The 25808-nt window shown below is 58.8% G+C and carries 25 protein-coding genes; 15 read left to right on the plus strand and 10 right to left on the minus strand.

All coding sequences use genetic code 11. From position 1 onward, the window contains the following. Positions 1–92: 92 nt before the first annotated feature. Together rhlB and CKW15_RS12465 are read right to left on the minus strand one after the other, a co-directional pair. A complete protein-coding gene (rhlB, locus tag CKW15_RS12460) occupies positions 93–1580 on the minus strand; it encodes an ATP-dependent RNA helicase RhlB (protein WP_095057010.1) in 1488 nt (495 codons plus the stop codon). Positions 1581–1678: 98 nt separating this feature from the next. Beyond that, on the minus strand, positions 1679–2335 hold the full coding sequence (locus CKW15_RS12465) for an alpha/beta hydrolase (RefSeq protein ID WP_095057011.1): 657 nt from the start codon (positions 2333–2335) through the stop codon (positions 1679–1681). A 468-nt stretch (positions 2336–2803) separates the two neighbouring features. Between CKW15_RS12465 and CKW15_RS12470 the strand changes: the two genes are divergently transcribed. The 9 genes from CKW15_RS12470 (at position 2804) to CKW15_RS12515 (ending at position 11155) form a co-directional block, all read left to right on the plus strand. Then, positions 2804–3835 carry an amino acid ABC transporter substrate-binding protein gene (locus tag CKW15_RS12470; protein WP_046041975.1) on the plus strand — a complete coding sequence of 344 codons (1032 nt, stop codon included), beginning with the start codon at positions 2804–2806 and terminating at the stop codon, positions 3833–3835. 65 nt (positions 3836–3900) lie between these two features. Continuing rightward, positions 3901–5082, plus strand: coding sequence for an amino acid ABC transporter permease (locus CKW15_RS12475; protein ID WP_095057012.1), 1182 nt, complete (start codon positions 3901–3903; stop codon positions 5080–5082). A gap of 10 nt (positions 5083–5092) precedes the next feature. Further along, a complete protein-coding gene (locus tag CKW15_RS12480; RefSeq protein WP_095057013.1) occupies positions 5093–6190 on the plus strand; it encodes an amino acid ABC transporter permease in 1098 nt (365 codons plus the stop codon). A 10-nt stretch (positions 6191–6200) separates the two neighbouring features. Further along, positions 6201–6965 (plus strand): amino acid ABC transporter ATP-binding protein, encoded by a 765-nt coding sequence (locus CKW15_RS12485; protein WP_003178331.1) that lies wholly within the window; start codon positions 6201–6203, stop codon positions 6963–6965. 280 nt (positions 6966–7245) lie between these two features. Beyond that, on the plus strand, positions 7246–7905 hold the full coding sequence (locus CKW15_RS12495) for a FadR/GntR family transcriptional regulator (protein ID WP_095057014.1): 660 nt from the start codon (positions 7246–7248) through the stop codon (positions 7903–7905). Continuing rightward, positions 7895–9199, plus strand: a complete 1305-nt coding sequence (locus CKW15_RS12500) for a CynX/NimT family MFS transporter (protein ID WP_095057015.1) — start codon at positions 7895–7897, stop codon at positions 9197–9199. Before CKW15_RS12495 ends, CKW15_RS12500 begins: the two co-directional genes overlap by 11 nt. 112 nt (positions 9200–9311) lie before the next feature. After that, positions 9312–9782 carry a nuclear transport factor 2 family protein gene (locus CKW15_RS12505; RefSeq protein ID WP_095152171.1) on the plus strand — a complete coding sequence of 157 codons (471 nt, stop codon included), beginning with the start codon at positions 9312–9314 and terminating at the stop codon, positions 9780–9782. Positions 9783–9821: 39 nt separating this feature from the next. Then, positions 9822–10136 carry a GIY-YIG nuclease family protein gene (locus CKW15_RS12510; protein WP_095057132.1) on the plus strand — a complete coding sequence of 105 codons (315 nt, stop codon included), beginning with the start codon at positions 9822–9824 and terminating at the stop codon, positions 10134–10136. 83 nt (positions 10137–10219) lie between these two features. Beyond that, complete coding sequence (locus CKW15_RS12515; RefSeq protein WP_095057017.1) at positions 10220–11155, plus strand: glutathione S-transferase family protein; 936 nt, start codon at positions 10220–10222, stop codon at positions 11153–11155. A gap of 84 nt (positions 11156–11239) precedes the next feature. On the opposite strand, the gene CKW15_RS12520 is transcribed toward CKW15_RS12515, so the two are convergent. Together CKW15_RS12520 and yejK are read right to left on the minus strand one after the other, a co-directional pair. Next, positions 11240–11590 (minus strand): glutaredoxin domain-containing protein, encoded by a 351-nt coding sequence (locus tag CKW15_RS12520; RefSeq protein WP_095057018.1) that lies wholly within the window; start codon positions 11588–11590, stop codon positions 11240–11242. Then, a complete protein-coding gene (gene yejK, locus CKW15_RS12525; protein ID WP_095057019.1) occupies positions 11590–12594 on the minus strand; it encodes a nucleoid-associated protein YejK in 1005 nt (334 codons plus the stop codon). The genes CKW15_RS12520 and yejK overlap by 1 nt, the downstream gene beginning before the upstream one ends. A 396-nt stretch (positions 12595–12990) precedes the next feature. Between yejK and CKW15_RS12530 the strand changes: the two genes are divergently transcribed. Beyond that, a complete protein-coding gene (locus CKW15_RS12530; protein WP_007905514.1) occupies positions 12991–13272 on the plus strand; it encodes an HU family DNA-binding protein in 282 nt (93 codons plus the stop codon). A gap of 169 nt (positions 13273–13441) precedes the next feature. On the opposite strand, the gene rlmF is transcribed toward CKW15_RS12530, so the two are convergent. The 6 genes from rlmF to CKW15_RS12560 form a co-directional block, all read right to left on the minus strand. Further along, positions 13442–14455 (minus strand): 23S rRNA (adenine(1618)-N(6))-methyltransferase RlmF, encoded by a 1014-nt coding sequence (gene rlmF / locus CKW15_RS12535; protein WP_095057020.1) that lies wholly within the window; start codon positions 14453–14455, stop codon positions 13442–13444. Between the two features lie 164 nt (positions 14456–14619). Next, the gene (locus tag CKW15_RS12540; RefSeq protein WP_095057021.1) at positions 14620–15096 is read right to left on the minus strand and encodes a hypothetical protein; all 477 of its coding nucleotides are present in this window, start codon (positions 15094–15096) and stop codon (positions 14620–14622) included. A 166-nt stretch (positions 15097–15262) separates the two neighbouring features. Next, positions 15263–18109, minus strand: a complete 2847-nt coding sequence (locus CKW15_RS12545; protein WP_095152172.1) for a valine--tRNA ligase — start codon at positions 18107–18109, stop codon at positions 15263–15265. A gap of 229 nt (positions 18110–18338) precedes the next feature. Then, positions 18339–19655 (minus strand): MFS transporter, encoded by a 1317-nt coding sequence (locus CKW15_RS12550; protein ID WP_095057023.1) that lies wholly within the window; start codon positions 19653–19655, stop codon positions 18339–18341. Positions 19656–19921: 266 nt separating this feature from the next. After that, entirely contained in the window at positions 19922–21157 is a 1236-nt protein-coding gene (locus tag CKW15_RS12555) for a transporter associated domain-containing protein (RefSeq protein WP_095057024.1), read from the minus strand. 12 nt (positions 21158–21169) lie between these two features. Further along, positions 21170–21982: an inner membrane protein YpjD gene (locus CKW15_RS12560; RefSeq protein ID WP_095057025.1), complete on the minus strand. Its 813-nt coding sequence runs from the start codon at positions 21980–21982 to the stop codon at positions 21170–21172. 210 nt (positions 21983–22192) lie between these two features. Between CKW15_RS12560 and ffh the strand changes: the two genes are divergently transcribed. The 5 genes from ffh (at position 22193) to rplS (ending at position 25764) form a co-directional block, all read left to right on the plus strand. Beyond that, entirely contained in the window at positions 22193–23569 is a 1377-nt protein-coding gene (gene ffh / locus CKW15_RS12565; RefSeq protein WP_095057026.1) for a signal recognition particle protein, read from the plus strand. A 250-nt stretch (positions 23570–23819) separates the two neighbouring features. Continuing rightward, positions 23820–24071, plus strand: coding sequence for a 30S ribosomal protein S16 (rpsP, locus tag CKW15_RS12570; RefSeq protein WP_003198088.1), 252 nt, complete (start codon positions 23820–23822; stop codon positions 24069–24071). A gap of 5 nt (positions 24072–24076) precedes the next feature. After that, positions 24077–24613, plus strand: coding sequence for a ribosome maturation factor RimM (rimM, locus tag CKW15_RS12575; RefSeq protein WP_053155094.1), 537 nt, complete (start codon positions 24077–24079; stop codon positions 24611–24613). Positions 24614–24615: 2 nt separating this feature from the next. After that, positions 24616–25368 carry a tRNA (guanosine(37)-N1)-methyltransferase TrmD gene (gene trmD / locus CKW15_RS12580; RefSeq protein ID WP_095057027.1) on the plus strand — a complete coding sequence of 251 codons (753 nt, stop codon included), beginning with the start codon at positions 24616–24618 and terminating at the stop codon, positions 25366–25368. A gap of 45 nt (positions 25369–25413) precedes the next feature. Further along, positions 25414–25764, plus strand: coding sequence for a 50S ribosomal protein L19 (rplS, locus tag CKW15_RS12585; protein WP_003175895.1), 351 nt, complete (start codon positions 25414–25416; stop codon positions 25762–25764). Positions 25765–25808: the final 44 nt, after the last annotated feature.

The following is a 25808-nucleotide window of genomic DNA, read 5'->3' on the forward strand; positions in this document are numbered from 1 at the left end:
TTAGTTGTCGTGAGCAAGCGCCTGTTGAAAAAATCGAGACGAAAAAAAAGCGCAGACCGTTTGCGGCTGCGCCTCTTTCTGCAAGGCGCCCGTTACGGACGCTTGCGCTCAACCGCCCGCAGCAGGTGCGTCGGAGGGGTTTCACAGCTGATTTTCTTGCCCAGCAGCGCCTCGATGGACGGTAACTGGTAGGAGTCGTCTTCACCGGCAAAACTGATGGATACGCCATCGGCGCCCGCGCGACCGGTGCGGCCGATACGGTGCACGTAGTCGTCCGGGACTTCCGGCAGGGTGAAGTTGATCACGTGGCTGATGCCGTCGATGTGGATGCCGCGACCGGCCACGTCAGTGGCGACCAGCACGCGGATCTTGCCTTCGCGGAAACCTTCCAGTGTCTTGATGCGCTTGTGCTGCGGCACGTCGCCGGACAGCTGCGCGGCGTTGATGCCGTCGCGCACCAGGCGTTCTTCGATGCGCCGCACTTCATCCTTGCGGTTGGCAAACACAATCACCCGCTCCCAACCGTTGTCGTTGACCAGGTTGTAGAGCAGTTTGTATTTGTCGGCACCGGCCACCGCGTAGATGTGCTGCTCGACGTTTTCGTTGGCCACGTTCTGCGACTCGATCTCGACAATCGACGGGTCGGTGGTCCATTGCTTGGCCAGGTTCATCACGTCTTCGGTGAAGGTCGCGGAGAACAGCAGCGTCTGACGCTCGCTCTTCGGCGGGGTCTGGCGAATGATCTGGCGCACTTGCGGGATGAAGCCCATGTCGAGCATGCGATCAGCTTCGTCCAGCACCATGACTTCGACCATGTCCAGGTGCACGTCGCCGCGCTGGTTGAAGTCCAGCAAGCGACCCGGCGTAGCGACGAGGATGTCGCAGTGACGGGCTTCGAGGTGCTTGAGCTGCTTGTCGAAGTCCATGCCGCCGACGAACGTCATGACGTTGAGCCCGGTGTACTTGGTCAGGTCAGCCGCGTCTTTGGCGATCTGCACCACCAACTCACGGGTCGGGGCGATGATCAGCGCCCGTGGCTCGCCCATATAGCGCTCTTTCGGCGGCGGGGTTTGCAGCAGCTGGGTGATGATCGACACCAGGAACGCGGCGGTTTTGCCGGTACCGGTCTGGGCGCGGCCGATGGCGTCTTTGCCGGCGAGGGTAAAGCCCAGCACCTGGGCCTGGATCGGCGTGCAATACGGGAAGCCCAGGTCCTGGATGGCGTGCATCAGTTCCGGGGCGAGTTTGAAATCGTGGAAGCGGGTTTTGCCTTCCTGGGGTTCGACGACGAAGTCTTCGAGTTTCCACGGGATGACCGGCGCTTTTGGCTTTGGTTCGCGGCGTGGCTTGGCGGTTTTCGGCGCTTCGTTGTGCGGTTGCTCCGAGACGGTTGGCGCAGCAGGCTCGACGGCCGGAGCGCTCATCGGCTCATGTTTCGGTGCCGCTACAGGGGCGGTCTGGCCAGGCTGATTACCGTCGGTGCGGGGGCTGGAGTGGTGAGACGGAGCGCTGGTGACTGGCGCGAGTTGCTCAGTCTCGCTTTTACCGAACATTTTCTTGAGTGCTTTGAGCACGGTCATCTCATCAATTGGTTAAGGAATGTACGCCGGCCAGTGTAATGCAAGAATCGGGCGCGGCGTAGTGGGATGGATCAAAGGGCGCTTTTAAACATCATTGATCAACGCAAGCGCTCGGCGAGCCAGACGCCGATGTCGCGAATCTCCTCGGGTAACACTTCGTGGCCCATTGGGTATTCCTGCCATGTCACGGTGACACCACGCTCTTTCAAATGCTCATAGGCGCTGCGGCCCATCGAGTTTTGCACCACATCATCGTACTGACCGTGCAAGGACAGCACCGGAATACGCTGCTGGCTGGCGGACAATTCCAGCGCTTCATTAAAGGTGGGGGCATAAGTGGAGAGGGCAAGTACGCCACCCAAGGGGCCCTGCCATTTCAGGAAGGCGGTGTGGAATACGACCGCGCCACCCTGGGAAAAACCGGCCAGAAAAATACGCGAGGCGTCTATTCCGCTGGTCTTCTGCGTTTCGATCAGTTCGATGATCCAGTCGGCCGACGCTTCCAGTTGTTCGCGGTTGATCGCGCGCGCGGGGCTCATGGCCAATATGTCGTACCAGCTCGGCATCTCGTAACCGCCGTTGATGGTGACGGCGCGGCTCGGTGCCTGGGGCAAAACGAAGCGTGTACTCAACAGGCTTTCCTGCAGGGCTTCGGCCACCGGCAGGAAGTCGTAGCGATCGGCACCCAGGCCATGAAGCCAGACCACGCAGGCATCTGCGGTCTTGACGGGTTCAAGAATCAAGGGGTTGGTCATGGCTGCTCCAAAAATGTGCGTGCGCTCTCATTGAGGGCAAGGTGTGAGTGCGCGTCTGGTGGATCCGTTAAGAAGATGTCGCAAGGCTACAACTTTTGCTATTGACCTGTCCCTTATTGGCTTCGGCGGCCGGTGTGGTACGGGCTTTGCTATGGGGAAACGGTGCAACCCATCTCGCGTGCGGCGGTAACACTATCAGTCTACTGCCGAGCGTGGGATAGCAAAGAATCCGGTGATGGATGTTCGCCAATGGCCGATACGGGCTTCGCGAACGTGAAAGGGCTACAGCCCGTTCGGCCGATTGGTGAGAAGTGAGTAATCCATGATGTGGATTTTCTCCTACTAGACTCATAGCTAACGTCTTACGTCGGTTGACCCCAAAAACAAGCCAACACGGGTCGACTACGCCTCAAAAGGGTGCGACAGGACTCACGCTCCGACACAACAAGAGCAAAACTGGAGGTTTGAATGAAGATGTTGAAATCCACCCTGGCGATCGTGACTGCAGCCGCAGTCCTTGGTGTCAGCGGGTTTGCCCAGGCGGGCGCAACCCTGGATGCAGTGATGAAGAAAGGTTTCGTGCAGTGTGGCGTCAGCGATGGTCTGCCAGGCTTCTCGGTTCCGGATTCCACCGGCAAGATCGTCGGTATCGATGCTGACTATTGCCGCGCTGTGGCCGCTGCCGTTTTCGGTGACGCGACCAAGGTCAAATTCAGTCAGTTGAACGCCAAGGAGCGCTTCACCGCGCTGCAGTCCGGCGAAATCGACATCCTGTCGCGCAACACCACCATGACCAGCTCCCGTGACGCGGGCATGGGCCTGAAATTCCCGGGCTTCATCACCTACTACGATGGCATCGGCTTCCTGGTAAACAACAAGCTCGGCGTGAAAAGCGCCAAAGAGCTGGATGGCGCGACCATCTGCATCCAGGCCGGTACCACCACCGAGCTGAACGTTTCCGACTACTTCCGCGGCAACGGTCTGAAATACACCCCGATCACTTTCGACACCTCCGATGAAAGCGCCAAGTCGCTGGAATCCGGTCGTTGCGACGTGCTGACCTCCGACAAATCCCAGCTGTTCGCCCAGCGCAGCAAGCTGGCTTCGCCGAAGGACTACGTGGTTCTGCCGGAAACCATTTCCAAGGAACCTCTGGGCCCGGTCGTGCGTAATGGCGACGACGAGTGGCTAGCCATCGTGCGCTGGACTGGCTACGCCATGCTCAACGCTGAAGAAGCCGGTATCACTTCGAAGAACGTCGAAGCTGAAGCCAAGGGCACCAAAAACCCAGACGTTGCCCGTCTGCTGGGTACCGACGGTGAATACGGCAAAGACCTGAAAGTGAAGAAAGACTGGGTCGTGCAGATCATCAAGCAAGTCGGCAACTACGGCGAAGTGTTCGAGAAAAACCTCGGCAAGGGCACTCCGCTGGAAATCGACCGCGGGCTGAACGCTCTGTGGAACGCTGGCGGCATTCAATACGCACCACCAGTGCGCTGATGGTTCTATCACCCGGTGGGCCAACCACCGGGTGATGTTCTGTTCCATTATTTGCGGGGCACTTCATGCAAAATTCAATCGGCGCACCTAAGCAGAGGCTCAGCCTCAGCGATCCGCGAGTGCGTGCGTGGGTATTTCAGATCATCACGATTTTCGGGGTGGTTTCGCTGGGCTGGTTTCTGTTCGATAACACCCAGACCAATCTGCAACACCGGGGCATTACCTCCGGTTTCGACTTTCTGGAGCGCAGTGCCGGGTTCGGCATCGCTCAACACCTGATCGACTACACCGAAGCGGACAGCTATGCCCGGGTGTTTGTCATCGGTCTGCTCAACACCCTGCTCGTGACCTTCATCGGCGTGATCCTGGCGACGATCCTGGGCTTTATCGTCGGTGTGGCACGGCTGTCGAAGAACTGGATCATCGCCAAAGTGGCGACGGTGTATGTGGAAGTCTTCCGCAACATTCCGCCGCTGCTGCAGATCCTGTTCTGGTACTTCGCGGTATTCCTGACCATGCCGGGGCCGCGCAACAGCCATAATTTCGGCGATACCTTCTTTGTCAGCAGCCGTGGTCTGAACATGCCGGCGGCGTTGATGGCAGATGGTTTCTGGCCGTTCGTGGCGAGCATCGTGGTGGCCATCGTCGCCATCGTGCTGATGACCCGTTGGGCCAACAAGCGCTTCGAAGCGACGGGCGTGCCTTTCCACAAGTTCTGGACCGGCCTGGCATTGTTGTTGGTGATCCCGGCACTGTGCACGCTGGTTTTCGGCGCACCCGTGCAGTGGGAAATGCCTGAGCTCAAGGGTTTCAACTTTGTCGGTGGCTGGGTGCTGATCCCGGAACTGCTGGCGTTGACCCTGGCCCTGACTGTCTACACCGCAGCGTTCATCGCCGAGATCGTGCGTTCGGGCATCAAGTCGGTCAGCCACGGCCAGACCGAAGCGGCGCATTCCCTCGGCCTGCGCAACGGTCCGACCCTGCGCAAGGTCATCATCCCGCAAGCCCTGCGCGTGATCATTCCTCCGCTGACCAGCCAATACCTGAACCTGGCGAAAAACTCCTCGCTGGCGGCCGGTATCGGTTATCCGGAAATGGTTTCGCTGTTTGCCGGGACCGTGCTCAACCAGACCGGCCAGGCGATCGAGGTGATTGCCATCACCATGAGCGTGTATCTGGCGATCAGTATCAGCATTTCCCTGCTGATGAACTGGTACAACAAGCGCATTGCGCTGATCGAGCGGTAAGGAAAAGCGCATGAGCACTCATACTTTCAAACCTGACATGCCTCCACCGAGCAGCAGCATCGGTGTGGTGGCATGGATGCGCGCGAACATGTTCTCCAGCTGGCTCAACACCCTGCTGACCTTGTTTGCGTTCTACCTGATCTACCTCGTGGTCCCGCCGATCCTGCAGTGGGCAATCCTTGATGCCAACTGGGTCGGCACCAGCCAGGCCGACTGCACGAAGGAGGGCGCCTGCTGGGTGTTCATCCAACAGCGTTTCGGCCAGTTCATGTACGGCTACTATCCGCCGCTACTGCGCTGGCGCGTGGACCTGACGGTGTGGCTGGCGATTGTCGGCGTGGCACCATTGTTCATCTCGCGCTTTCACCATAAAGCGGTGTACGGCCTGAGCTTCCTGGTGCTCTACCCGATCATTGCCTGGTGCCTGTTGCATGGCGGCGTATTCGGCCTCGACACCGTGGCGACCAGCCAATGGGGCGGCCTGATGCTGACCCTGGTGATCGCCACTGTCGGTATCGCCGGCGCGCTGCCGCTGGGTATCGTCCTGGCGCTGGGGCGCCGTTCGAACATGCCGGCGATTCGTGTGGTCTGCGTGACCTTCATCGAATTCTGGCGCGGCGTGCCGTTGATCACGGTGCTGTTCATGTCCTCGGTGATGCTGCCGTTGTTCCTGCCCGAAGGGATGAACTTCGACAAGCTGCTGCGGGCACTGATCGGCGTGATCCTGTTCCAGTCGGCCTACGTGGCCGAAGTGGTGCGCGGTGGCTTGCAAGCGATCCCCAAGGGTCAGTACGAAGCCGCCGCCGCAATGGGCCTGGGTTACTGGCGCAGCATGGGCCTGGTGATTCTGCCGCAAGCCCTGAAGCTGGTGATCCCCGGCATCGTCAACACCTTCATCGCGCTGTTCAAGGACACGAGCCTGGTGATCATCATCGGCCTGTTCGACTTGCTCAACAGCGTCAAGCAAGCCGCCGCCGACCCGAAATGGCTGGGCATGGCCACTGAAGGCTATGTGTTCGCGGCCCTGGTGTTCTGGATTTTCTGTTTTGGTATGTCGCGCTACTCCATGCACTTGGAACGTAAGCTCGACACTGGCCACAAGCGTTAGGAGTTCTTTTATGAGCGAAGCAATCAAACAGCCTGTGAGCCCTGAAGGCATTATTCAGATGCAGGGCGTGAACAAGTGGTACGGCCAGTTTCACGTACTCAAAGACATCAACCTCAACGTAAAACAGGGCGAGCGTATCGTGTTGTGCGGCCCGTCCGGTTCGGGCAAGTCGACCACCATCCGCTGCCTCAACCGTCTGGAAGAGCACCAGCAGGGCCGGATCGTGGTCGATGGTGTTGAGCTGACCAACGACCTCAAGCAGATCGAAGCGATCCGCCGTGAAGTCGGCATGGTGTTCCAGCACTTCAACCTGTTTCCGCACCTGACCATCTTGCAGAACTGCACCCTGGCGCCGATGTGGGTACGCAAGATGCCCAAGCGCAAGGCCGAGGAAATCGCCATGCACTACCTGGAACGCGTACGCATTCCGGAGCAGGCGCACAAGTATCCGGGGCAACTGTCCGGTGGTCAGCAACAGCGTGTGGCGATCGCCCGTGCACTGTGCATGAAACCGAAAATCATGTTGTTCGACGAACCGACTTCGGCACTCGACCCGGAGATGGTGAAAGAGGTTCTCGACACCATGATCGGCCTGGCTGAAGACGGCATGACCATGCTCTGCGTGACCCACGAAATGGGCTTCGCCCGCACCGTGGCCAACCGCGTGATCTTCATGGACAAGGGTGAAATCGTCGAACAGGCTGCGCCAAACGACTTCTTCGACAACCCGCAGAACGACCGCACCAAGCTGTTCCTGAGCCAGATCCTGCATTGATAAAAGCCAGGCAGTGAAATAAACCCGGACCGAGTTCCGGGTTTATTTTTGCTTGGAGCTCAAGCTTTTCTGTAGCGAGGGAGCTTGCTCCCGTTTGGCTGCGTAGTGGCCCCAAGGTCTTCAAGATCATGGACGATTGTGAGTGCTGCGCACTCAAGCGGGAGCAAGCTCCCTCGCCACAGGTTGATTTATCTATTGCACCTTTGTGGTTGCCCTGCGGAAAGATGCTGACTAACATGTCAGAAAATTCATCCTATGATTGGATGAAAGGGCGAATCCTATGTCTGAAATTTCTCCACTCGTAAAGCGATCTTTGGTCGATCAGGCCCTGGAACAGTTGCGCCTGCGCATCAACCAGGGTGTGTGGGCCATCGGCCAACGCTTGCCGACCGAGCCGGAGTTGTCCGCCGAATTGGGCATCAGCCGTAACACCGTGCGTGAAGCGATGCGGGTATTGGCGTTTTCCGGCTTGATTGAAATCCGCCAGGGTGACGGCAGTTATCTGCGCGCAGTGGTCGATCCGCTCGACACCGTAAAGGCATTGTCCTGTTGCTCCCTTGAGCAGGCCCGCGAAACGCGGCACATCCTCGAAGTCGAGGCCATCGGCCTGGCGGCACTGCGCCGTACCGATGAGGATCTGCGGGCATTGCGCGAAGCACTGAGCGTCAGCGGCAACCACTATCACGGCGACCTCGACACTTACATCGCCTGCGATCTGGTCTTTCACCGCCGCTTGGTGGACGCCGCACACAACCCGACCCTCAGCGAGCTGTATCGCTACTTCTCCAGCATCATCGGCGCGCAATTGCGCCAGACCCTGAACATCGTTCCGCGACGCCAGGAAGTGTTCGACTTGCACATCGAGCTGCTCGATGCCGTCGAACAACGCGACCCGGAGCGGGCCAAAGCCCTGTCGAGGCAGTTGATCAATGAACCTTGAAACCGAGACGTCCATGCGCCGCAGTGATTTATCCACAGCCCCCAAGCGTTCGGCAGAGCTGGAAGAGTTACTGATCGATGCCGAGGCCGATGATGAGCAGGTCCAGCAAGCCCACCCGGTTTTACGCCGGCCATGGCTGTTGCTGCTGGGCCTGATCCTCGTGGCATTGAACCTGCGCCCGGCGTTGTCGAGCATGGCGCCGATGCTCAGCGAGGTGTCGAAATCCCTGGGTCTGACGGCCTCCCAGGCCGGTTTGCTGACGACGTTACCGGTGCTTTGCCTTGGTCTTTTCGCACCGCTGGCACCCGTGCTGGCGCGACGTTTTGGCGCCGAGCGGGTGGTGTTGGGCATTCTCCTGACGCTGGCCGGCGGCATCATTCTGCGCAGTTCGTTTGGCGAGATCGGGTTGTTTGCCGGCAGCGTGCTGGCCGGCGCCAGCATCGGCGTGATCGGCGTGTTGCTGCCGGGCATCGTCAAGCGTGATTTCCCGAAACAGGCCGGAACCATGACCGGCGTCTACACCATGGCGCTGTGCCTCGGTGCGGCGATGGCGGCAGGGGCAACCGTGCCGTTGAGTGAACATTTCGACCAGAGTTGGGCAATGGGCCTGGGCTTCTGGGTGATTCCGGCACTGGCCGCAGCGATGTTCTGGTTGCCGCAAGTCAGCCAGAAACACGGCGCACACAACGTGGCCTATCGCGTTCGGGGCTTACTGCGTGATCCGCTGGCCTGGCAGGTGACCTTGTACATGGGCCTGCAATCGTCCCTGGCCTACATCGTATTCGGCTGGTTGCCGTCGATTTTGATTGCTCGCGGGTTGACCCCGACCCAGGCCGGTCTGGTGTTGTCCGGTTCGGTGATTGTGCAACTGATCAGCTCCCTGGCCGCGCCATGGCTGGCCACGCGGGGCAAGGATCAGCGCCTGGCCATCGTGATCGTGATGGTGCTGACCCTCGGCGGTTTGTTCGGTTGCCTGTATGCGCCGATCGAAGGCTTGTGGGGCTGGGCGATTGTGCTCGGGCTGGGGCAGGGCGCCACGTTCAGCCTGGCGTTGACCCTGATCGTGCTGCGCTCGCGCGATTCCCACGTGGCAGCGAACCTGTCCAGCATGGCCCAGGGCTTCGGTTACACCCTGGCGTCGATGGGGCCGTTCGCGGTGGGTATCGTGCATGACTGGACTGGCGGCTGGACAGCGGTAGGCTGGATCTTCGGCGTTATCGGCCTGGGCGCGATCATCGCCGGTCTGGGCGCCGGGCGTTCGCTGTATGTGCAGGTCGAAAGCGAGAAAATCTGACACTCGCACACTGTCGGTATTCGGTTCACGAATGCCGATAGTGTTCCGCGCATTTGCAGACTATCGTGCAGGCAAACGCTCGACGCCAATTTGCACAACAGGGAGTCTGCTCATGAGTGACGCCAACAACGTCTTGATCACCCGCTTCTACGAGGCTTTTCAGCGCCTCGATGCCGAGGCCATGAGCGCCTGCTACACCGACGACGTCGTGTTCAGCGATCCGGCCTTCGGCGAACTGCGCGGGCGCGATGCCGCAGATATGTGGCGCATGCTCACCACCCGCGCCAAGGATTTCTCTCTCACGTTCGATAACGTGCGCGCTGATGAGCGTACCGGTGGCGCCCATTGGGTGGCGACGTACCTGTTCAGCCAGACGGGCAACACCGTGATCAACGACATTCAGGCGCGATTCGTTTTTCGCGATGGCAAGATTTGCGAACATCACGACAGCTTCGATCTGTGGGCCTGGTCGCGTCAGGCGTTGGGTTTCAAAGGCCTGTTGCTGGGCTGGACGCCGTTGGTGCGCAACGCTGTTCGCGCGCAGGCATTGAAGGGGCTGAAGGCATTCCAGGCCAGTCGCTGATAAGATCGCGGCTTGTTTCCTTTCAAGCCTGATCGTTACGTGACCACCCTCAGCGAAAGCCCTGTCGACGCCGACACACCCGCGAGCAAAACCTGGTTCGTCTATCTCGTACGCGCCGCCAATGGCTCGCTGTATTGCGGGATCAGCGACGATCCCGTGCGCCGGTTTGCCAAGCATCAAAGCGGCAAGGGCGCTCGGTTTTTTCTCTCCAGCCCCGCCATGGCCCTGGTCTACACCGAACGCTGCCGCGACAAAGGCGACGCGTTGCGTCAGGAGCGGTTGATCAAGAAACTGAAGAAAAGCGCCAAGGAATGCCTGGTGGCGAGTGCCGCTGTGGTTTATCAATCTGACTGATAAGTTCCCATCAGGCAGAACTGTGGGCTGCTAACCGATTGCGCGCTAAGCTGCGGATTCCTATCTTTGCGGCGGAGCCGAGCATGTCCGAGTTGATTCTTCATCATTACCCGACGTCCCCCTTCGCCGAAAAGGCCCGCCTGCTGCTGGGCTTCAAAGGGCTGTCCTGGCGTTCGGTGAAAATCTCGCCGGTGATGCCAAAACCCGATCTCACGGCCCTGACCGGTGGCTATCGCAAGACGCCGGTGTTGCAGATTGGCGCGGACATCTATTGCGACACTGCGTTGATTGCCCGTCGACTGGAGCAGGAAAAGGCCTTGCCGGCGTTCTTCCCTGAAGGTCAGGAAATGATCGCGGCGTCGTTCGCCGCCTGGGCAGATTCGGTGGTGTTTCAGCATGCGGTCAGCCTGGTGTTCCAGCCGGAATCGATCGCGGTGCGTTTCGGTACCTTGCCGCCGGAGGCGATCAAGGCGTTCATCGCCGACCGTACCGAATTGTTCAGCGGTGGCAGCTCGACCAAGTTGTCCACCGAACAGGCCAAACATCAGTGGCCGACGATCATGTCGCGGCTGGAGTTGCAGTTACAGCGCGAGCAGGGCGACTTCCTGTTCGGCGAACCGTCGATTGCCGACTTCGCCCTGGCTCACTGCTTGTGGTTCCTGAAGGCAACTCCGGTTACCGCACCGTTGGTGGATGCGTACCCGGCCGTTGCTGCATGGCATGCGCGGGTGCTTGGCTTCGGTCATGGCGCATTCAGCGAGATGACGTCCGAAGAAGCATTGGAGGTTGCGCGCACGTCCCAGCCTGCGGCATTGCCGGATGAACAGTTTGTAGATCCAAACGGGCTCAAGGCAGGTCAGCAGGTGGTGATCGCGGCGACTGATTACGGCGTTGATCCGGTCGCCGGGGAATTGCTGTTTGCCGGTAGCGAGGAGTTGATTGTGCGTCGCGAAGATGAGCGTGGCGGTGTGGTGCATGTGCACTTCCCGCGGTTTGGTTTCCGTATCGAAGCTCAGTAATCGTCACAAACGATATTGGAACTGACCCGAACCTGTGGCGAGGGGGCTTGCCCCCTCGCCACAAGGGTGTGTGAACCTGATGGGTTACTTCAACGCCGCCAGAATCGCATCCGGGTCATACCCGCGAATCAGTGTCCCGTTCACATCAATGATCGGAATCCCGCCGCCGCCCAAGGCCTCATAGTCCTTGCGCGCCACGGCATCTTTCTCGATATCGAATTCCTTGTATGGAATGCCTTTCTGATCGAGAAAGCGTCGCGTCAGCTTGCAGTAGCCACACCACTCGGTGGCGTAGAGCGCGACGTTGGCCTTGGCCTGGGTCTGCTCCGAAACCACTTGTGAGGGATTGAACACCCGCTCGATCTTGCCCCAGTTCTGGTAAGCCACGACCACCAGCAGGATCAGCAGGCATTTCTTCAGTACGCCGCCGAGCATCAGTTGCGTCGCTTGAGCTGGTCGGTGAGCGAGGTCGGCAAGCCCTTGATGATCAACGTGCCGGCTTCTTCGTCGTACTCGATCTTCGAGCCCAGCAAGTGCGCTTCAAAGCTGATCGACAGGCCTTCGGCGCGACCGGTGAAACGGCGGAACTGGTTCAGGGTGCGTTTGTCGGCCGGAATCTCGGGCGACAGGCCATAGTCCTTGTTGCGAATGTGATCGTAGAAGGCTTTCGGGCGTTCTTCATCGATCAGTCCTGAAAGTTCTTCCAGGCCCATCGGCTCGCCGAGTTTGGCCTGGCTGCTGGCGTAGTCCACCAGGGTCTTGGTCTTCTCACGGGCGTCGTCTTCGGGCAAATCTTCACTTTCGACGAAGTCACTGAAGGCCTTGAGCAGGGTGCGGGTTTCACCCGGACCGTCGACGCCTTCCTGGCAGCCGATGAAGTCGCGGAAGTATTCCGAAACTTTTTTGCCGTTCTTGCCTTTGATGAAGGAGATGTACTGCTTGGACTGCTTGTTGTTCTGCCATTCGGACACGTTGATCCGCGCCGCCAGGTGCAATTGGCCAAGGTCCAGGTGACGGGACGGCGTGACGTCCAGTTCGTCTGTCACGGCCACGCCTTCACTGTGGTGCAGCAGGGCGATGGCCAGGTAATCGGTCATGCCTTGCTGGTAGTGCGCGAACAGCACGTGGCCGCCGACCGACAGGTTCGACTCTTCCATCAGCTTTTGCAGATGTTCAACTGCCACGCGGCTGAATGCCGTGAAGTCCTTGCCGCCCTCGAAGTACTCTTTCAACCAGCCGCTGAACGGATGCGCGCCCGACTCGGCATGAAAGAATCCCCAGGCCTTGCCTTGTTTGGCGTTGTAGCTCTCGTTGAGGTCGGCAAGCATGTTCTCGATGGCGCCCGACTCGGCCAGTTCAGAGTCGCGGGCGTGAAGAACTGCAGGCGTGCCGTCGGGTTTTTTGTCGATCAGGTGGACGATGCAATGACGGATCGGCATGGGCTTCTCGGCTGAATGAAGAGAGGAGGGCGTGCTCCCCCGAAAAAGCGCCCAGTGTACCGCAACCATTGGTTTTGGCGCGGCGTGAAGGGCAATTCGGGGGCGACCGGCGGCGCTTATGCTGTTTTTTGCTGTTTTAGCACAATAAAGCTGACCAAATGGGTAGCTAAAGGCGGATATTTCCACGCCTGTGTGCTAGCTTTGCCCGGTCTTGCGCAAAGTCACTGCGTTAAGCCTGCAGTCAGCATTTGTCAGGTCGAACCAAACCCTGATTTCGGTATCTATAACCCCGAACCCGAGGTTATTTGGCCGAGGGTGCCGGATCCAAAAGATCGGGCTCGATAGCTGACATTGCACTCTGCAATCCATATGAATTTGATAGGGAAGGAACACTAAATGGCTCTTACTAAAGACCAACTGATCGCCGACATCGCTGAAGCTATCGACGCGCCGAAAACCACCGCGCGTAACGCTCTGGACCAACTGGGTCAAATCGTTGCCGATCAGCTGGAAAACGGCGGCGAAATCACTCTGCCAGGTATCGGCAAGCTGAAAGTGACTGAGCGTCCTGCCCGTACTGGCCGCAACCCTTCGACTGGCGCTGCCATCGAAATCGCTGCCAAGAAAGTGATCAAGCTGGTTGTGGCCAAAGGCCTGACCGACGCTGTTAACAAGTAAGACTTGTTAAAAAAAACCGTGCGCCGGAGCAATCCGGGCACGGTTTTTTTATGCCTGCGATTTAGCTCGCCAGACAGTGTAGGAGCGAGCCTGCTCGCGAGACCGGCGTTTCAGCGCCATCGAATTCGACTGACACACCGCTTTCGCGAGCAGGCTCGCTCCTACAGGGTTACGGGCGCGCCCAACGCTCGCGCCAGGCCTGTTGCTGCGCCTTGGTCTGGAACGTCCAGGCGACAAACCGGCTTTGTTTCTGGCCTTGAGACATTTCCACCACCTGGCTTTCCAGCGCCCCGGCCTTTTTCAGGGCGGTCTGGATGGCCGGCAGGTTCGACGCTTTAGATACCAGCGTGCTGAACCATAGAACCTGCTGCGCCACCTGAACGCTTTCGCCGATCAGTTGGTTCACAAAGCGTATCTCACCGCCCTCGCACCACAACTCGGACGCTTGACCGCCGAAGTTCAGCACCGGCAGTTTGCGTTTTGGATCGGCCTTGCCCAAGGCACGCCACTTGCGAGTGCTGCCGCGCGTGGCTTCGTCCAGCGATGCATGGAAGGGTGGATTGCACATGGTCAGGTCAAACCGTTCGGCGCTCTCCAGCAGGCCCGTGAGGATCTGCTTGGGATTCGTCTGCTGGCGCAGCTGGATCGATTTATTCAGACCGTTGGACTGCACAATGGCCTTGGCCGCGGCCAACGCTGTGGAGTCGATTTCCGATCCGAGGAACTGCCAGCGGTAATCGCTATAGCCGATCAGCGGATAGACGCAGTTGGCGCCCATGCCGATGTCCAGCACCTTCACCGCCGCGCCTCGTGGGATCACGCCCTCGTTGCCACTGGCCAGCAGGTCTGCGAGAAAGTGCACATAATCCGCACGCCCTGGAACAGGTGGGCACAGATAGTCAGCCGGAATGTCCCAATGGGCGATGCCGTAGAACGATTTGAGCAGCGCCCGGTTGAATACGCGCACGGCGTCCGGGCTGGCGAAGTCGATGCTTTCCTTGCCGTACGGATTGAGGATGACGAACTTGGCCAACTCCGGTGTGCTTTTGATCAGCGCCGGAAAGTCGTAGCGACCTTGATGGCGGTTGCGTGGGTGCAGGCTGGCTTTTTCACGCGGCGCCACAGCAGGCGTTGGAGGTTTTGGCTGCTTGCGTGGTGCTTTGGGTTTGCTGGGGGCGGTCATGGGGGCGTCGATTCAGGAGGTGGCTCAATATGGCGCCTATTCTCCCACAAAGGACAAACCACGTGGCTGATTCATCTTCACAGCACTCAACTCATGACTCTGTATTAGTAAAGTGTCAGCCGCCGTTTATTAGGGGCTGACTAATAGATTAAGTAACAGTGTTCTTAAATTTCATCGGGGTCATTCAGAAAAGGTGCGTTTCGTTCGATGATGTTAAGGTCGAGCGTTATATTAATTTGCCCATTGGCTTGGAGTCTTACGGGGGACTCGTTTGTGAATACAAATTCGGCATTAACTCGCTTGCCGCTTCGAGTGAGTAGATACACATTTTCTTTGTTGGTCTTGAGGTCATCCAGTGTGAGCGTTTTCCAATCTTTGTTGATTATTTTGAAGGTGGTAGGGTCAGATGATGTGCTGCATGAAAAATAGTTTCCGTTAAGGTCTATTGTCTTGCCGAAATGCTCTCCTTCGGCGCGTATGTAAATCGTGTACCACTCATCTGTGCATCGAAAATAAAAAACGTCTGCTACAGGTTTTTCGGCCAGAACCGGAACAGTATTGCCACGGTGTGAAATTATTCCGAAACTTTTTGTGGACCAGTTCAATGTTGCAAGAAACGATTTTTGACGATTAGTGCTCATACTGAAAATCCTTGTTCAGTGTTGTTGAAAAGTAGGCTGTTACTGTGTTTGGAGTAGGGATGTTAACGAAATAAAAAATGATAAGAAACTACTTACACGTTTGGTAATTATCAAAAAAATGCCCCGAAGATCGGGGCATTTTTATGTGCAAGCGGCGAATTAAAACTTACAGACTGGCAATCCGCGCATGCTGCTCAGCCAACTTGCCGAGAGCCTGTTCCGCTTCGGCCAATTTGGCGCGCTCTTTCTCGATGACTTCGGCCGGGGCCTTGTCAACGAAACCGGCGTTGGAAAGCTTGCCGCCAACACGCTGCACTTCGCCTTGCAGACGCTGGATTTCCTTGTCCAGACGCGCCAGCTCAGCCCCTTTGTCGATCAAACCGGCCATTGGTACCAGCACTTCCAGCTCGCCGACCAGTGCGGTGGCGGACAGCGGTGCTTCTTCGCCAGCAGCGAGTACGGTGATCGATTCGAGGCGTGCCAGTTTTTTCAGCAGGGCTTCGTTCTCGGTCAGGCGACGCTGATCCTCGGCGCTGACGTTCTTCAGGAACAGCGGCAGCGGTTTACCCGGGCCGATGTTCATTTCGCCACGGATGTTGCGCGTGCCGAGCATCAGGCCCTTGAGCCATTCGATGTCGTCTTCGGCGGCTTGATCAATGCGGGTTTCATTGGCCACTGGCCAAGGTTGCAGCATGATCGTCTTGCCTTCGATACCGGCCAGCGGCGCGATGCGCTGCCAGATTTCTTCGGTGATGAACGGCATGAACGGGTGCGCCAGGCGCAAAGCCACTTCCAGTACGCGAACCAGAGTACGGCGTGTGCCGCGCTGACGCTCGACCGGTGCGTTTTCGTCCCACAGCACAGGCTTGGACAGTTCCAGGTACCAGTCGCAATACTGGTTCCAGATGAACTCGTACAAGGCTTGTGCGGCCAGGTCGAAACGGAACTGGTCGAGTTGGCGGGTCACTTCGGCTTCGGTGCGTTGCAGCTGCGAGATGATCCAGCGGTCAGCCAGGGACAGCTCGTAGGCTTCGCCGTTCTGGCCGCAGTCTTCACCTTTGTCCAGCACGTAGCGTGCGGCGTTCCAGATCTTGTTGCAGAAGTTGCGATAGCCTTCGACGCGGCCCATGTCGAACTTGATGTCACGACCGGTGGATGCCAGCGAGCAGAAGGTGAAGCGCAGGGCGTCGGTGCCGTAGCTGGCGATGCCTTCGGCGAACTCGTCGCGAGTCTGCTTCTCGATCTTCTTCGCCAGTTTCGGCTGCATGAGGCCGGAGGTGCGTTTCTGCACCAGCTCTTCCAGCTCGATGCCGTCGATGATGTCCAGCGGGTCCAGGACGTTGCCCTTGGACTTGGACATCTTCTGGCCCTGACCGTCACGCACCAGACCGTGAACGTACACGGTCTTGAACGGAACCTGCGGTGTGCCGTCTTCGTTCTTCACCAAATGCATGGTGAGCATGATCATCCGGGCAACCCAGAAGAAAATGATGTCGAAGCCCGTCACCAGGACGTCGGTGGAGTGGAATTTCTTCAGGAATTCGGTTTGTTCCGGCCAGCCCAGCGTGGAGAACGTCCACAGGCCCGAGCTGAACCAGGTGTCGAGAACGTCGTTGTCCTGTTGCAGCGCAACGTCCGGGCCGAGGTTGTGTTTGGTACGCACTTCGGCTTCGTCGCGACCGACGTAGACCTTGCCCGACTCGTCGTACCAGGCCGGAATGCGGTGGCCCCACCACAGCTGACGGCTGATGCACCAATCCTGGATGTCACGCATCCACGAGAAGTACATGTTTTCGTACTGTTTAGGCACGAACTGGATGCGGCCGTCTTCAACGGCGGCAATCGCAGGCTCGGCCAACGGTTTGGTGGACACGTACCACTGGTCGGTCAGCCACGGCTCGATGATGGTGCCGGAACGGTCGCCTTTCGGCACTTTCAGGGCGTGATCGTCGACGCTGACCAACAGGCCTGCGGCTTCGAACGCGGCCACGATCTGCTTGCGCGCTTCGAAACGGTCGAGACCGGCGTATTCGGTCGGGATCTTGCCGTCGATGGTTTCGTTCAGCGTGCCATCGAGGTTGAACACCTGGCAGGCTGGCAGAACGGCAGCGTTTTTGTCGAAGATGTTCAGCAGCGGCAGGTTATGGCGCTTGCCGACTTCGTAGTCGTTGAAATCGTGGGCCGGGGTGATTTTCACGCAGCCGGTGCCGAATTCAGGGTCGCAGTAATCGTCGGCGATGATCGGGATGCGGCGGCCAACCAGTGGCAGCTCGACAAATTTGCCGATCAGGGCTTTGTAGCGTTCATCGTTCGGGTTAACGGCCACGGCGGAGTCGCCGAGCATGGTTTCCGGGCGAGTGGTCGCGACGATCAGGAAATCGTTGCCTTCAGCGGTCTTGGCGCCGTCGGCCAGCGGGTATTTCAGGTTCCACAGGAAACCTTTTTCGTCGTGGTTCTCCACTTCGAGGTCGGAAATCGCCGTGTGCAGCTTGGTGTCCCAGTTGACCAGACGCTTGCCGCGGTAGATCAGGCCGTCTTCATGCAGGCGGACGAAAGCTTCTTTAACGGCTTCCGAGAGACCGTCGTCCATGGTGAAGCGCTCGCGGCTCCAATCGACGGACGAACCGAGGCGACGGATCTGACGGCTGATGTTGCCACCGGATTCATCTTTCCATTCCCAGACTTTCTCGAGGAATTTCTCACGGCCCAGGTCGTGGCGGCTCTGGCCTTTGGCTTCGAGCTGACGCTCTACCAGCATCTGCGTAGCGATACCGGCGTGGTCGGTGCCTGGCTGCCAGAGGGTGTTGCGACCCTGCATGCGGCGGAAACGGATCAGGGCGTCCATGATCGCGTTGTTGAAGCCGTGACCCATGTGCAGGCTGCCGGTGACGTTCGGCGGCGGGATCATGATGGTGTAGGACTCGCCCGCGCCTTGCGGGGCGAAGTAGTTCTCTGACTCCCAGGTGTTGTACCAGGAAGTTTCAATGGCGTGCGGCTGGTAGGTCTTATCCATGCGCGGCGGGACCCTATTGGCATTTATTCAGGAAAAGCCGGGAAGTATAGCGGGGATGAGCCGATGCGCGTAGAGCGAGGTGACAGTGGGCGGGGAAAAGTTGAGGTCTGTGTTTTGTCAGTGGGACTAAATCGCTGGCAAGCCAGCTCCTACAGGTTATGTGTCGAACAGCTATTTTGTGATCGACACCAAACCCTGTGGGAGCAGGCCTGCCAGCGATGGCGGTCTGTCAGGCGACGCTATTCAAATCGTTATGCCGCGTTTCTTTCAGGCACAGCACTGCAATCAAACTCAGCACTGCCGCCACGGACACATACCCGCCGACATAACTCAATCCGCCCATCGCCACCAGTTTCTGCGCGAAGAACGGTGCAGCGGAAGCGCCGACAATGCCGCCCAGGTTGTAGGCCGCCGAAGCGCCGGTGTATCGAACATGGGTCGGAAACAGCTCTGGCAGCAGTGCGCCCATCGGCGCAAACGTCACGCCCATCAGAAACAGTTCAATGCACAGGAACAGCGCCACGCCCCAGGTCGAACCGTGGGTCAGCAGCGGTTCCATCAGGAACCCGGACAGAATTGCCAGCACGCCACCGATGATCAGCACCGGCTTACGCCCGTATCGGTCGCTGGCCCAGGCCGATAGCGGTGTGGCGGCCGCCATGAACAGCACGGCAAAGCACAGCAGCGCGAGGAACGTTTCGCGGCTATAGCCGAGCGTCGACACGCCGTAACTCAGCGAGAACACGGTGGAGATGTAAAAGAGCGCATAGCACACCACCATCGCGCCGGCCCCCAGCAAAACAGGCATCCAGTATTGGCCGAACAGCTCGAACAGCGGGATCTTCACGCGTTCCTGACGTGCCACGGCGTTGGCGAACACCGGCGTTTCATGCAGTTTGAGGCGCACGTACAGGCCAACCATCACCAGCACAGCGCTGAGCAGAAAGGGAATGCGCCAGCCCCACGAGCGGAACTGTTCGTCGTCGAGCAGCATCGCCAGTGTCAGGAACAGGCCGTTCGCCGCCAGGAAACCGATGGAGGGGCCGAGCTGCGGGAACATGCCGAACCACGCTCGCTTGCCTTTGGGGGCATTCTCGGTGGCCAGGAGTGCCGCGCCACCCCATTCACCGCCGAGCCCCAAGCCTTGGCCGAAACGCAGCACGCAAAGCAGGATCGGCGCCCAGGCGCCAATACTGTCGTAACCCGGCAGCACGCCGATCAGCGTGGTGCACACGCCCATCAGCAGGAGAGAGGCAACGAGGGTCGATTTGCGCCCGATGCGATCGCCAAAGTGGCCGAACAGGGCAGAGCCCAGGGGGCGCGCGAGGAAGGCGATGCCAAATGTAAGAAACGCCGAGAGCATCTGGGCGGTGCCGGACGTCTGCGGAAAGAACACCGGCCCGATGACCAGCGCAGCAGCGGTGGCATAAACGTAGAAATCGTAGAACTCGATGGCGGTGCCGATGAAACTCGCCGTGGCCACGCGGGTGGCGGAGTTAGTCGGTTGTGCGGGAACGGAGTCGCTGTAAGTCGTGCTGGTCGTCATGCGGTTATCCCTGACAGTCATGTGCCCCAGTGGAGCGAATTATTATGGTCGAGAACCCAGGGATGTGGGTGAGGGCGCGGTCGCTGTTTCAGGTAGGAACAGTCGTCGGCTTGCTGCGGATGTGGCTGATGGTCAGGCCGGAAGTTGCGCGGTGCAGGGGTAAGCACGGGCCCGGCGAGGCTTGGGTAAGCGTATCGATTATAGGAAGGTGGCTAACGATCGAACAAGAGGCTTGCGAGGGTATTCCACAGAGTTTGTCTCAGATCTCAGATAACTACTGGCATCGAACTGGTCTGCCAGATCAGTACTTGCGTAACGCGATTGTCCTCGGTCTCCAGGATTTCCAGGCGATAGCGGCCGATCTTCAGGCAGACGGTGCTTTCGGGAATGGTTTCCAGGGCTTCGGTCACCAGGCCGTTCAGGGTTTTCGGACCGTCGCTCGGCAGGTGCCAGCCAAGGCTCTTGTTCAACTCGCGGATTGAAGCGGCGCCATCAACCACCAGGCGTCCATCGGCTTGCGGGTGGATGTGCGGGTTGTCGAGTTGGTGCTGGCTTTCGAACTCGCCGACGATTTCCTCAAGAATGTCTTCCAGCGTGACGATGCCCAGCACTTCCCCATATTCATCGACCACCATGCCCAGGCGTCGCTGCTGTTTATGGAAATTGAGCAGTTGCAGTTGAAGCGGGGTGCTTTCCGGTACGAAATACGGTTCGCGACTGGCGGCCAGCAGGGCTTCACGGGTCAGGCTCGCATCGGGCAGCAAGTGGAGGATGTGCCGGGTGTTGAGCACGGCTTCGACCTGATTGATGTCGCTGTGGAACACCGGCAGGCGAGTGCGTCTGTTGTGTCGCAGTTGCTCGATGATTTCGTCGATGGGGTCGTCCAGGTTGATCCCGTCGACATCGCTGCGTGGGACCAGGATGTCATTGACCGTGATGTTGTCCAGGGCGTGGATGCCTGACAACGGGTGAGGGCGGCAGATGACGTTTTCGGTCGTGTCGCGCCGCTCGGTCAGGGGCTCGTCTTCACTCTGTTGCACAACTTTGGCTTTGCGGGCGAAGGGTCGCACCAGCAACTGGCTGATATTTTTAAGCAGCCAGGCGGCGGGGTAGACGATTTTCAGTGGCACGCGAAGCAGGTTGTTGCCCTGGGCCAGGATCGCCTCGGGATAGCGGGTGGCGAGGGCGCGGGGCAGGTAGTCGGCAAACATCAGCACCACTGCGCCCGCTCCCAGGCAGGCAATCCATGGACCGTTTTCGGCCCAGGTGAAAATCGCCAGGAGGGTGCTGATGACCACCACGAGTGCGCGGCAGAGAGTATTGCAGAGGATCAGGCTGTCGAGGGGGAAGCTCAGTTTCGCCAGCGGTTTATCGCTGGAACGCGTTGCCGTGCGCTGGGCCAGCAGATGCTGGTGCGCCGTCTCGATAGCCGTAAACAGCCCCGACCATAAAATCAGCAGGGCCACTACTGCGAGCATCGGCCCTATGGGCAAGTCGTCCATTAATGCCGCCCGTCAGATATGCAGGATGTATTCACGAACCAGCTTGCTGCCGAAATACGCCAGCATCAGCAGGCAAAACCCGGCCAGGGTCCAGCGAATGGCTTTGTGACCCCGCCAACCGAGACGGTTGCGGCCCCACAGCAGGACGCTGAAGACAATCCAGGCCAGGCACGCCAGCAAAGTTTTATGCACAAGGTGCTGGGCGAACAGGTTCTCGACGAACAGCCAGCCGGAAATCAGTGACAGCGACAACAGTGTCCAGCCGGCCCAGAGGAAACCGAACAGCAGGCTCTCCATGGTTTGCAGTGGCGGGAAATTCTTGATCAGCCCGGACGGGTGCTTGTGCTTGAGTTGGTGGTCTTGAATCAGCAGCAGCAAGGACTGGAACACCGCGATGGTAAACATGCCGTAGGCAAGAATCGACAGCAGGATGTGGGCGAGGATGCCCGGCTCCTCATCGATGATCTGTACCGTGCCGGCGGGTGCGAACTGCGCCAGCAGCACGGTCAGGGCACCGAGCGGGAACAGCAATACCAGCAGGTTCTCCACCGGAATCCGCGAGCAGGCCAGCAGGCTCAAGGCGATGACCGCTGCGGCAATCAGGCTGGCGGCGCTGAAGAAATCCAGGCCGAGACCGATCGGGGTCAGCAGATGGGTGAGCAGGCTGGCGCCATGGGCCAGCACGGCAAGCACGCCGAGCGAGACCAGCAGGCGCTTGTTGGCCTTGGCGCCGGTGGCCAGGCGAGTGCTCTGGTAAATGGTCGCAGCGGCATACAAGCAGGCGGCGGCGAGGGAAGTAAGCAAGCTGGGTGACAAGGGGAGCATAAATCCTGTTAGGCAAGCCCGAAAGTCGCTGAGTTTGGCATAGAACCCCCGCCACACGAAAGACCGCGCAAGCTGACAGCGAGGTGTCCGTTGGCCGCAGTCTTCGCTATAATCCGCGACCTGCCCACGCCGCAGGCTCGCCGAGCACACGTTTAGTCCGGTCCGGGCCGCCATTATCCCGGTCTACACAGGGCCTGAAAGGATCGCGCAATGTTTGAAAACTTAACCGACCGTCTCTCGCAGACGCTGCGCCATGTCACCGGCAAGGCCAAGCTGACCGAAGACAACATCAAAGACACCCTGCGCGAAGTGCGCATGGCGTTGCTCGAAGCCGACGTCGCCCTGCCGGTGGTGAAGGACTTCGTCAATTCGGTCAAGGAGCGCGCTGTCGGCACCGAGGTGTCGCGCAGCCTGACGCCGGGCCAGGCCTTTGTGAAGATCGTCCAGGCCGAACTCGAAAGCCTGATGGGCGTGGCCAACGAAGACCTGAACCTGAGCGCCGTGCCGCCGGCGGTCATCCTGATGGCCGGTTTGCAGGGCGCTGGTAAGACCACCACCGCCGGCAAGCTCGCGCGCTTCCTTAAAGAGCGCAAGAAGAAGACCGTCATGGTCGTGTCCGCCGACGTTTACCGTCCTGCGGCGATCAAGCAGCTGGAAATGCTTGCCGGTGAGGTTGGCGTTACCTTCTTCCCGTCCGACCTGAGCCAGAAGCCGGTCGAGATCGCGCAAGCGGCTATTAAGGAAGCAAAACTCAAATTCATCGACGTGGTCATCGTCGATACCGCCGGTCGTCTGCACATCGATGAAGAGATGATGGGCGAGATCAAGGCGCTGCATGCCGCGATCAACCCGGTTGAAACCCTGTTCGTGGTCGACGCCATGACCGGCCAGGATGCCGCCAACACGGCCAAGGCTTTCGGTGACGCGCTGCCGTTGACCGGTGTGATCCTGACCAAGGTCGACGGCGACGCCCGTGGCGGTGCCGCGCTGTCGGTCCGTGCCATCACCGGCAAGCCGATCAAGTTCATCGGTATGGGCGAGAAGAGCGAAGCGCTCGACCCGTTCCATCCTGAGCGTATCGCCTCCCGTATTCTCGGCATGGGCGACGTGCTCAGCCTGATCGAGCAGGCAGAAGCGACCCTCGACAAGGACAAGGCCGATAAACTGGCCAAGAAACTGAAGAAGGGCAAAGGCTTCGATCTCGAAGACTTCCGCGATCAGTTGCAACAAATGAAGAACATGGGCGGCCTCGGCGGCCTCATGGACAAGCTGCCGAACATGGGCGGCGTGAATCTGGCGCAAATGGGCAACGCTCAAGGTGCGGCAGAGAAGCAATTCAAGCAGATGGAAGCCATCATCAACTCCATGACCCCGGCCGAGCGCCGCGACCCTGATGTGATCAGCGGTTCGCGCAAACGTCGGATCGCCATGGGTTCCGGCACCCAGGTGCAGGACATCGGTCGCTTGATCAAGCAACACAAGCAGATGCAGAAGATGATGAAGAAATTCTCCGCGAAAGGCGGAATGGCCAAGATGATGCGCGGCATGGGCGGTATGTTGCCCGGCGGCGGAATGCCCAAGATGTAAAGAATTCGCGCCGGCCATCGGGTCGGCGCAGCCCCACACGGACGTGGGATACACAGCAAACCCGCACTTGGCGGGAGCTGACCGGCCGTTTTCAACGACGGCTCTATAGCAAATCTGCATGGCGACCGATAGGCCGCCGGAAAAAGACATTTGCAAAAGTCCGGATATTCCTTAGAATATGCGGCCTTTCGGGCACCTATGCCCGCTGTGCCTTTAGATTTGCAGCACCGACTACAGGAACGATGTTCACATGCTAACAATCCGTCTTGCCCTTGGCGGCTCCAAAAAGCGCCCGTTTTACCACTTGACCGTAACCGACAGCCGCAACCCGCGCGACGGTTCGCACAAGGAACAGGTTGGTTTCTTCAACCCTGTTGCTCGTGGTCAAGAAGTCCGTCTGTCCGTGAACCAAGAGCGCGTAGCCTACTGGCTGAGCGTTGGTGCACAACCTTCTGAGCGCGTTGCTCAGTTGTTGAAGGAATCTGCTAAGGCTGCGGCCTGAGCAATATGAACGCGACGCCAGCTGTTGCTGATGATTTGATCGTTATCGGCAAGATTTACTCGGTTCACGGCGTTCGCGGCGAAGTGAAGGTGTACTCCTTTACTGATCCGATTAAGAACCTGCTGGAATACAAAACCTGGACGCTCAAGCGTGACGGCAATGTAAAGCAGGTGGAGCTGGTCAGCGGACGCGGGAACGACAAGTTCCTGGTCGCAAAGCTCAAGGGTCTCGATGATCGCGAAGAAGCTCGTCTTCTGGCCGGTTATGAGATCTGCGTGCCGCGCAACCTGTTTCCTGAACTGACCGACGGCGAGTACTACTGGTACCAGCTGGAAGGTCTCAAGGTCATCGACACCCTCGGGCAACTGTTCGGGAAGATCGATCACCTGCTGGAGACCGGCTCGAATGATGTAATGGTGGTCAAGCCTTGCGCTGGCAGCCTGGATGATCGCGAACGCCTGTTGCCCTATACCGAGCAATGCGTGTTGGCCATCGACCTGGCGGCAGGCGAGATGAAGGTGGATTGGGATGCGGACTTCTAAGCGTGGCTAACTTGCGCGTAGAAGTGATCAGTTTGTTTCCCGAGATGTTCTCCGCCATCAGCGAGTACGGCATCACCAGTCGTGCGGTGAAACAGGGGCTCTTGCAGCTCACCTGTTGGAATCCGCGAGACTACACGACGGATCGACATCACACTGTGGACGATCGCCCGTTTGGCGGTGGTCCGGGCATGGTGATGAAGATCAAGCCCCTGGAAGATGCTCTGGCTCAGGCCAAAGCAGCAGCCGGGGAGGCGGCGAAGGTGATTTACCTGTCCCCCCAAGGCCGTCAACTGAATCAGTCGGCGGTACGCGAGTTGGCGAATCTGGATGCATTGATCCTGATTGCCGGCCGCTACGAAGGCATTGACGAGCGTTTTATTGATGCTCATGTCGATGAAGAGTGGTCGATTGGCGACTATGTACTGTCTGGCGGCGAGCTGCCGGCGATGGTCCTGATCGATGCGGTTACACGACTGCTGCCTGGAGCTTTAGGGCATGCGGACTCCGCCGAGGAAGATTCCTTTACGGATGGTTTGCTGGATTGCCCGCACTACACCCGACCGGAGGTGTATGCGGATCAGCGTGTTCCCGACGTATTGCTAAGTGGCAATCACGCGCACATCCGGCGTTGGCGTTTACAGCAGTCCCTTGGTCGGACCTATGAACGACGCGCCGATCTTCTGGAAAGCCGCTCGCTTTCTGGAGAAGAGAAGAAGCTGCTCGAGGAATACATCCTCGAGCGGGACGATAGTTAACAACGTATCGATGGTAGATCCGACGATTTACCTTAGGAGCACAGCATGACTAACAAAATCATCCTTGCACTCGAAGCAGAGCAGATGACCAAAGAGATCCCTACCTTTGCCCCGGGCGACACCATTGTCGTTCAGGTGAAAGTGAAGGAAGGCGACCGTTCGCGTCTGCAAGCGTTCGAAGGTGTTGTTATCGCCAAGCGTAACCGCGGCGTAAACAGTGCATTCACCGTTCGTAAAATCTCCAACGGTGTTGGCGTAGAACGTACTTTCCAGACCTACAGCCCGCAAATCGACAGCATGGCCGTTAAACGTCGCGGTGACGTACGTAAAGCCAAGCTGTACTACCTGCGTGACCTGTCTGGTAAAGCAGCTCGCATCAAGGAAAAACTGGCTTAAGTCCAGCTTCCGATGCAGAAAAAAGCAGCCTGCGGGCTGCTTTT

This window comes from Pseudomonas sp. Irchel s3b5 (assembly GCF_900187435.1).
GTDB lineage: Bacteria > Pseudomonadota > Gammaproteobacteria > Pseudomonadales > Pseudomonadaceae > Aquipseudomonas.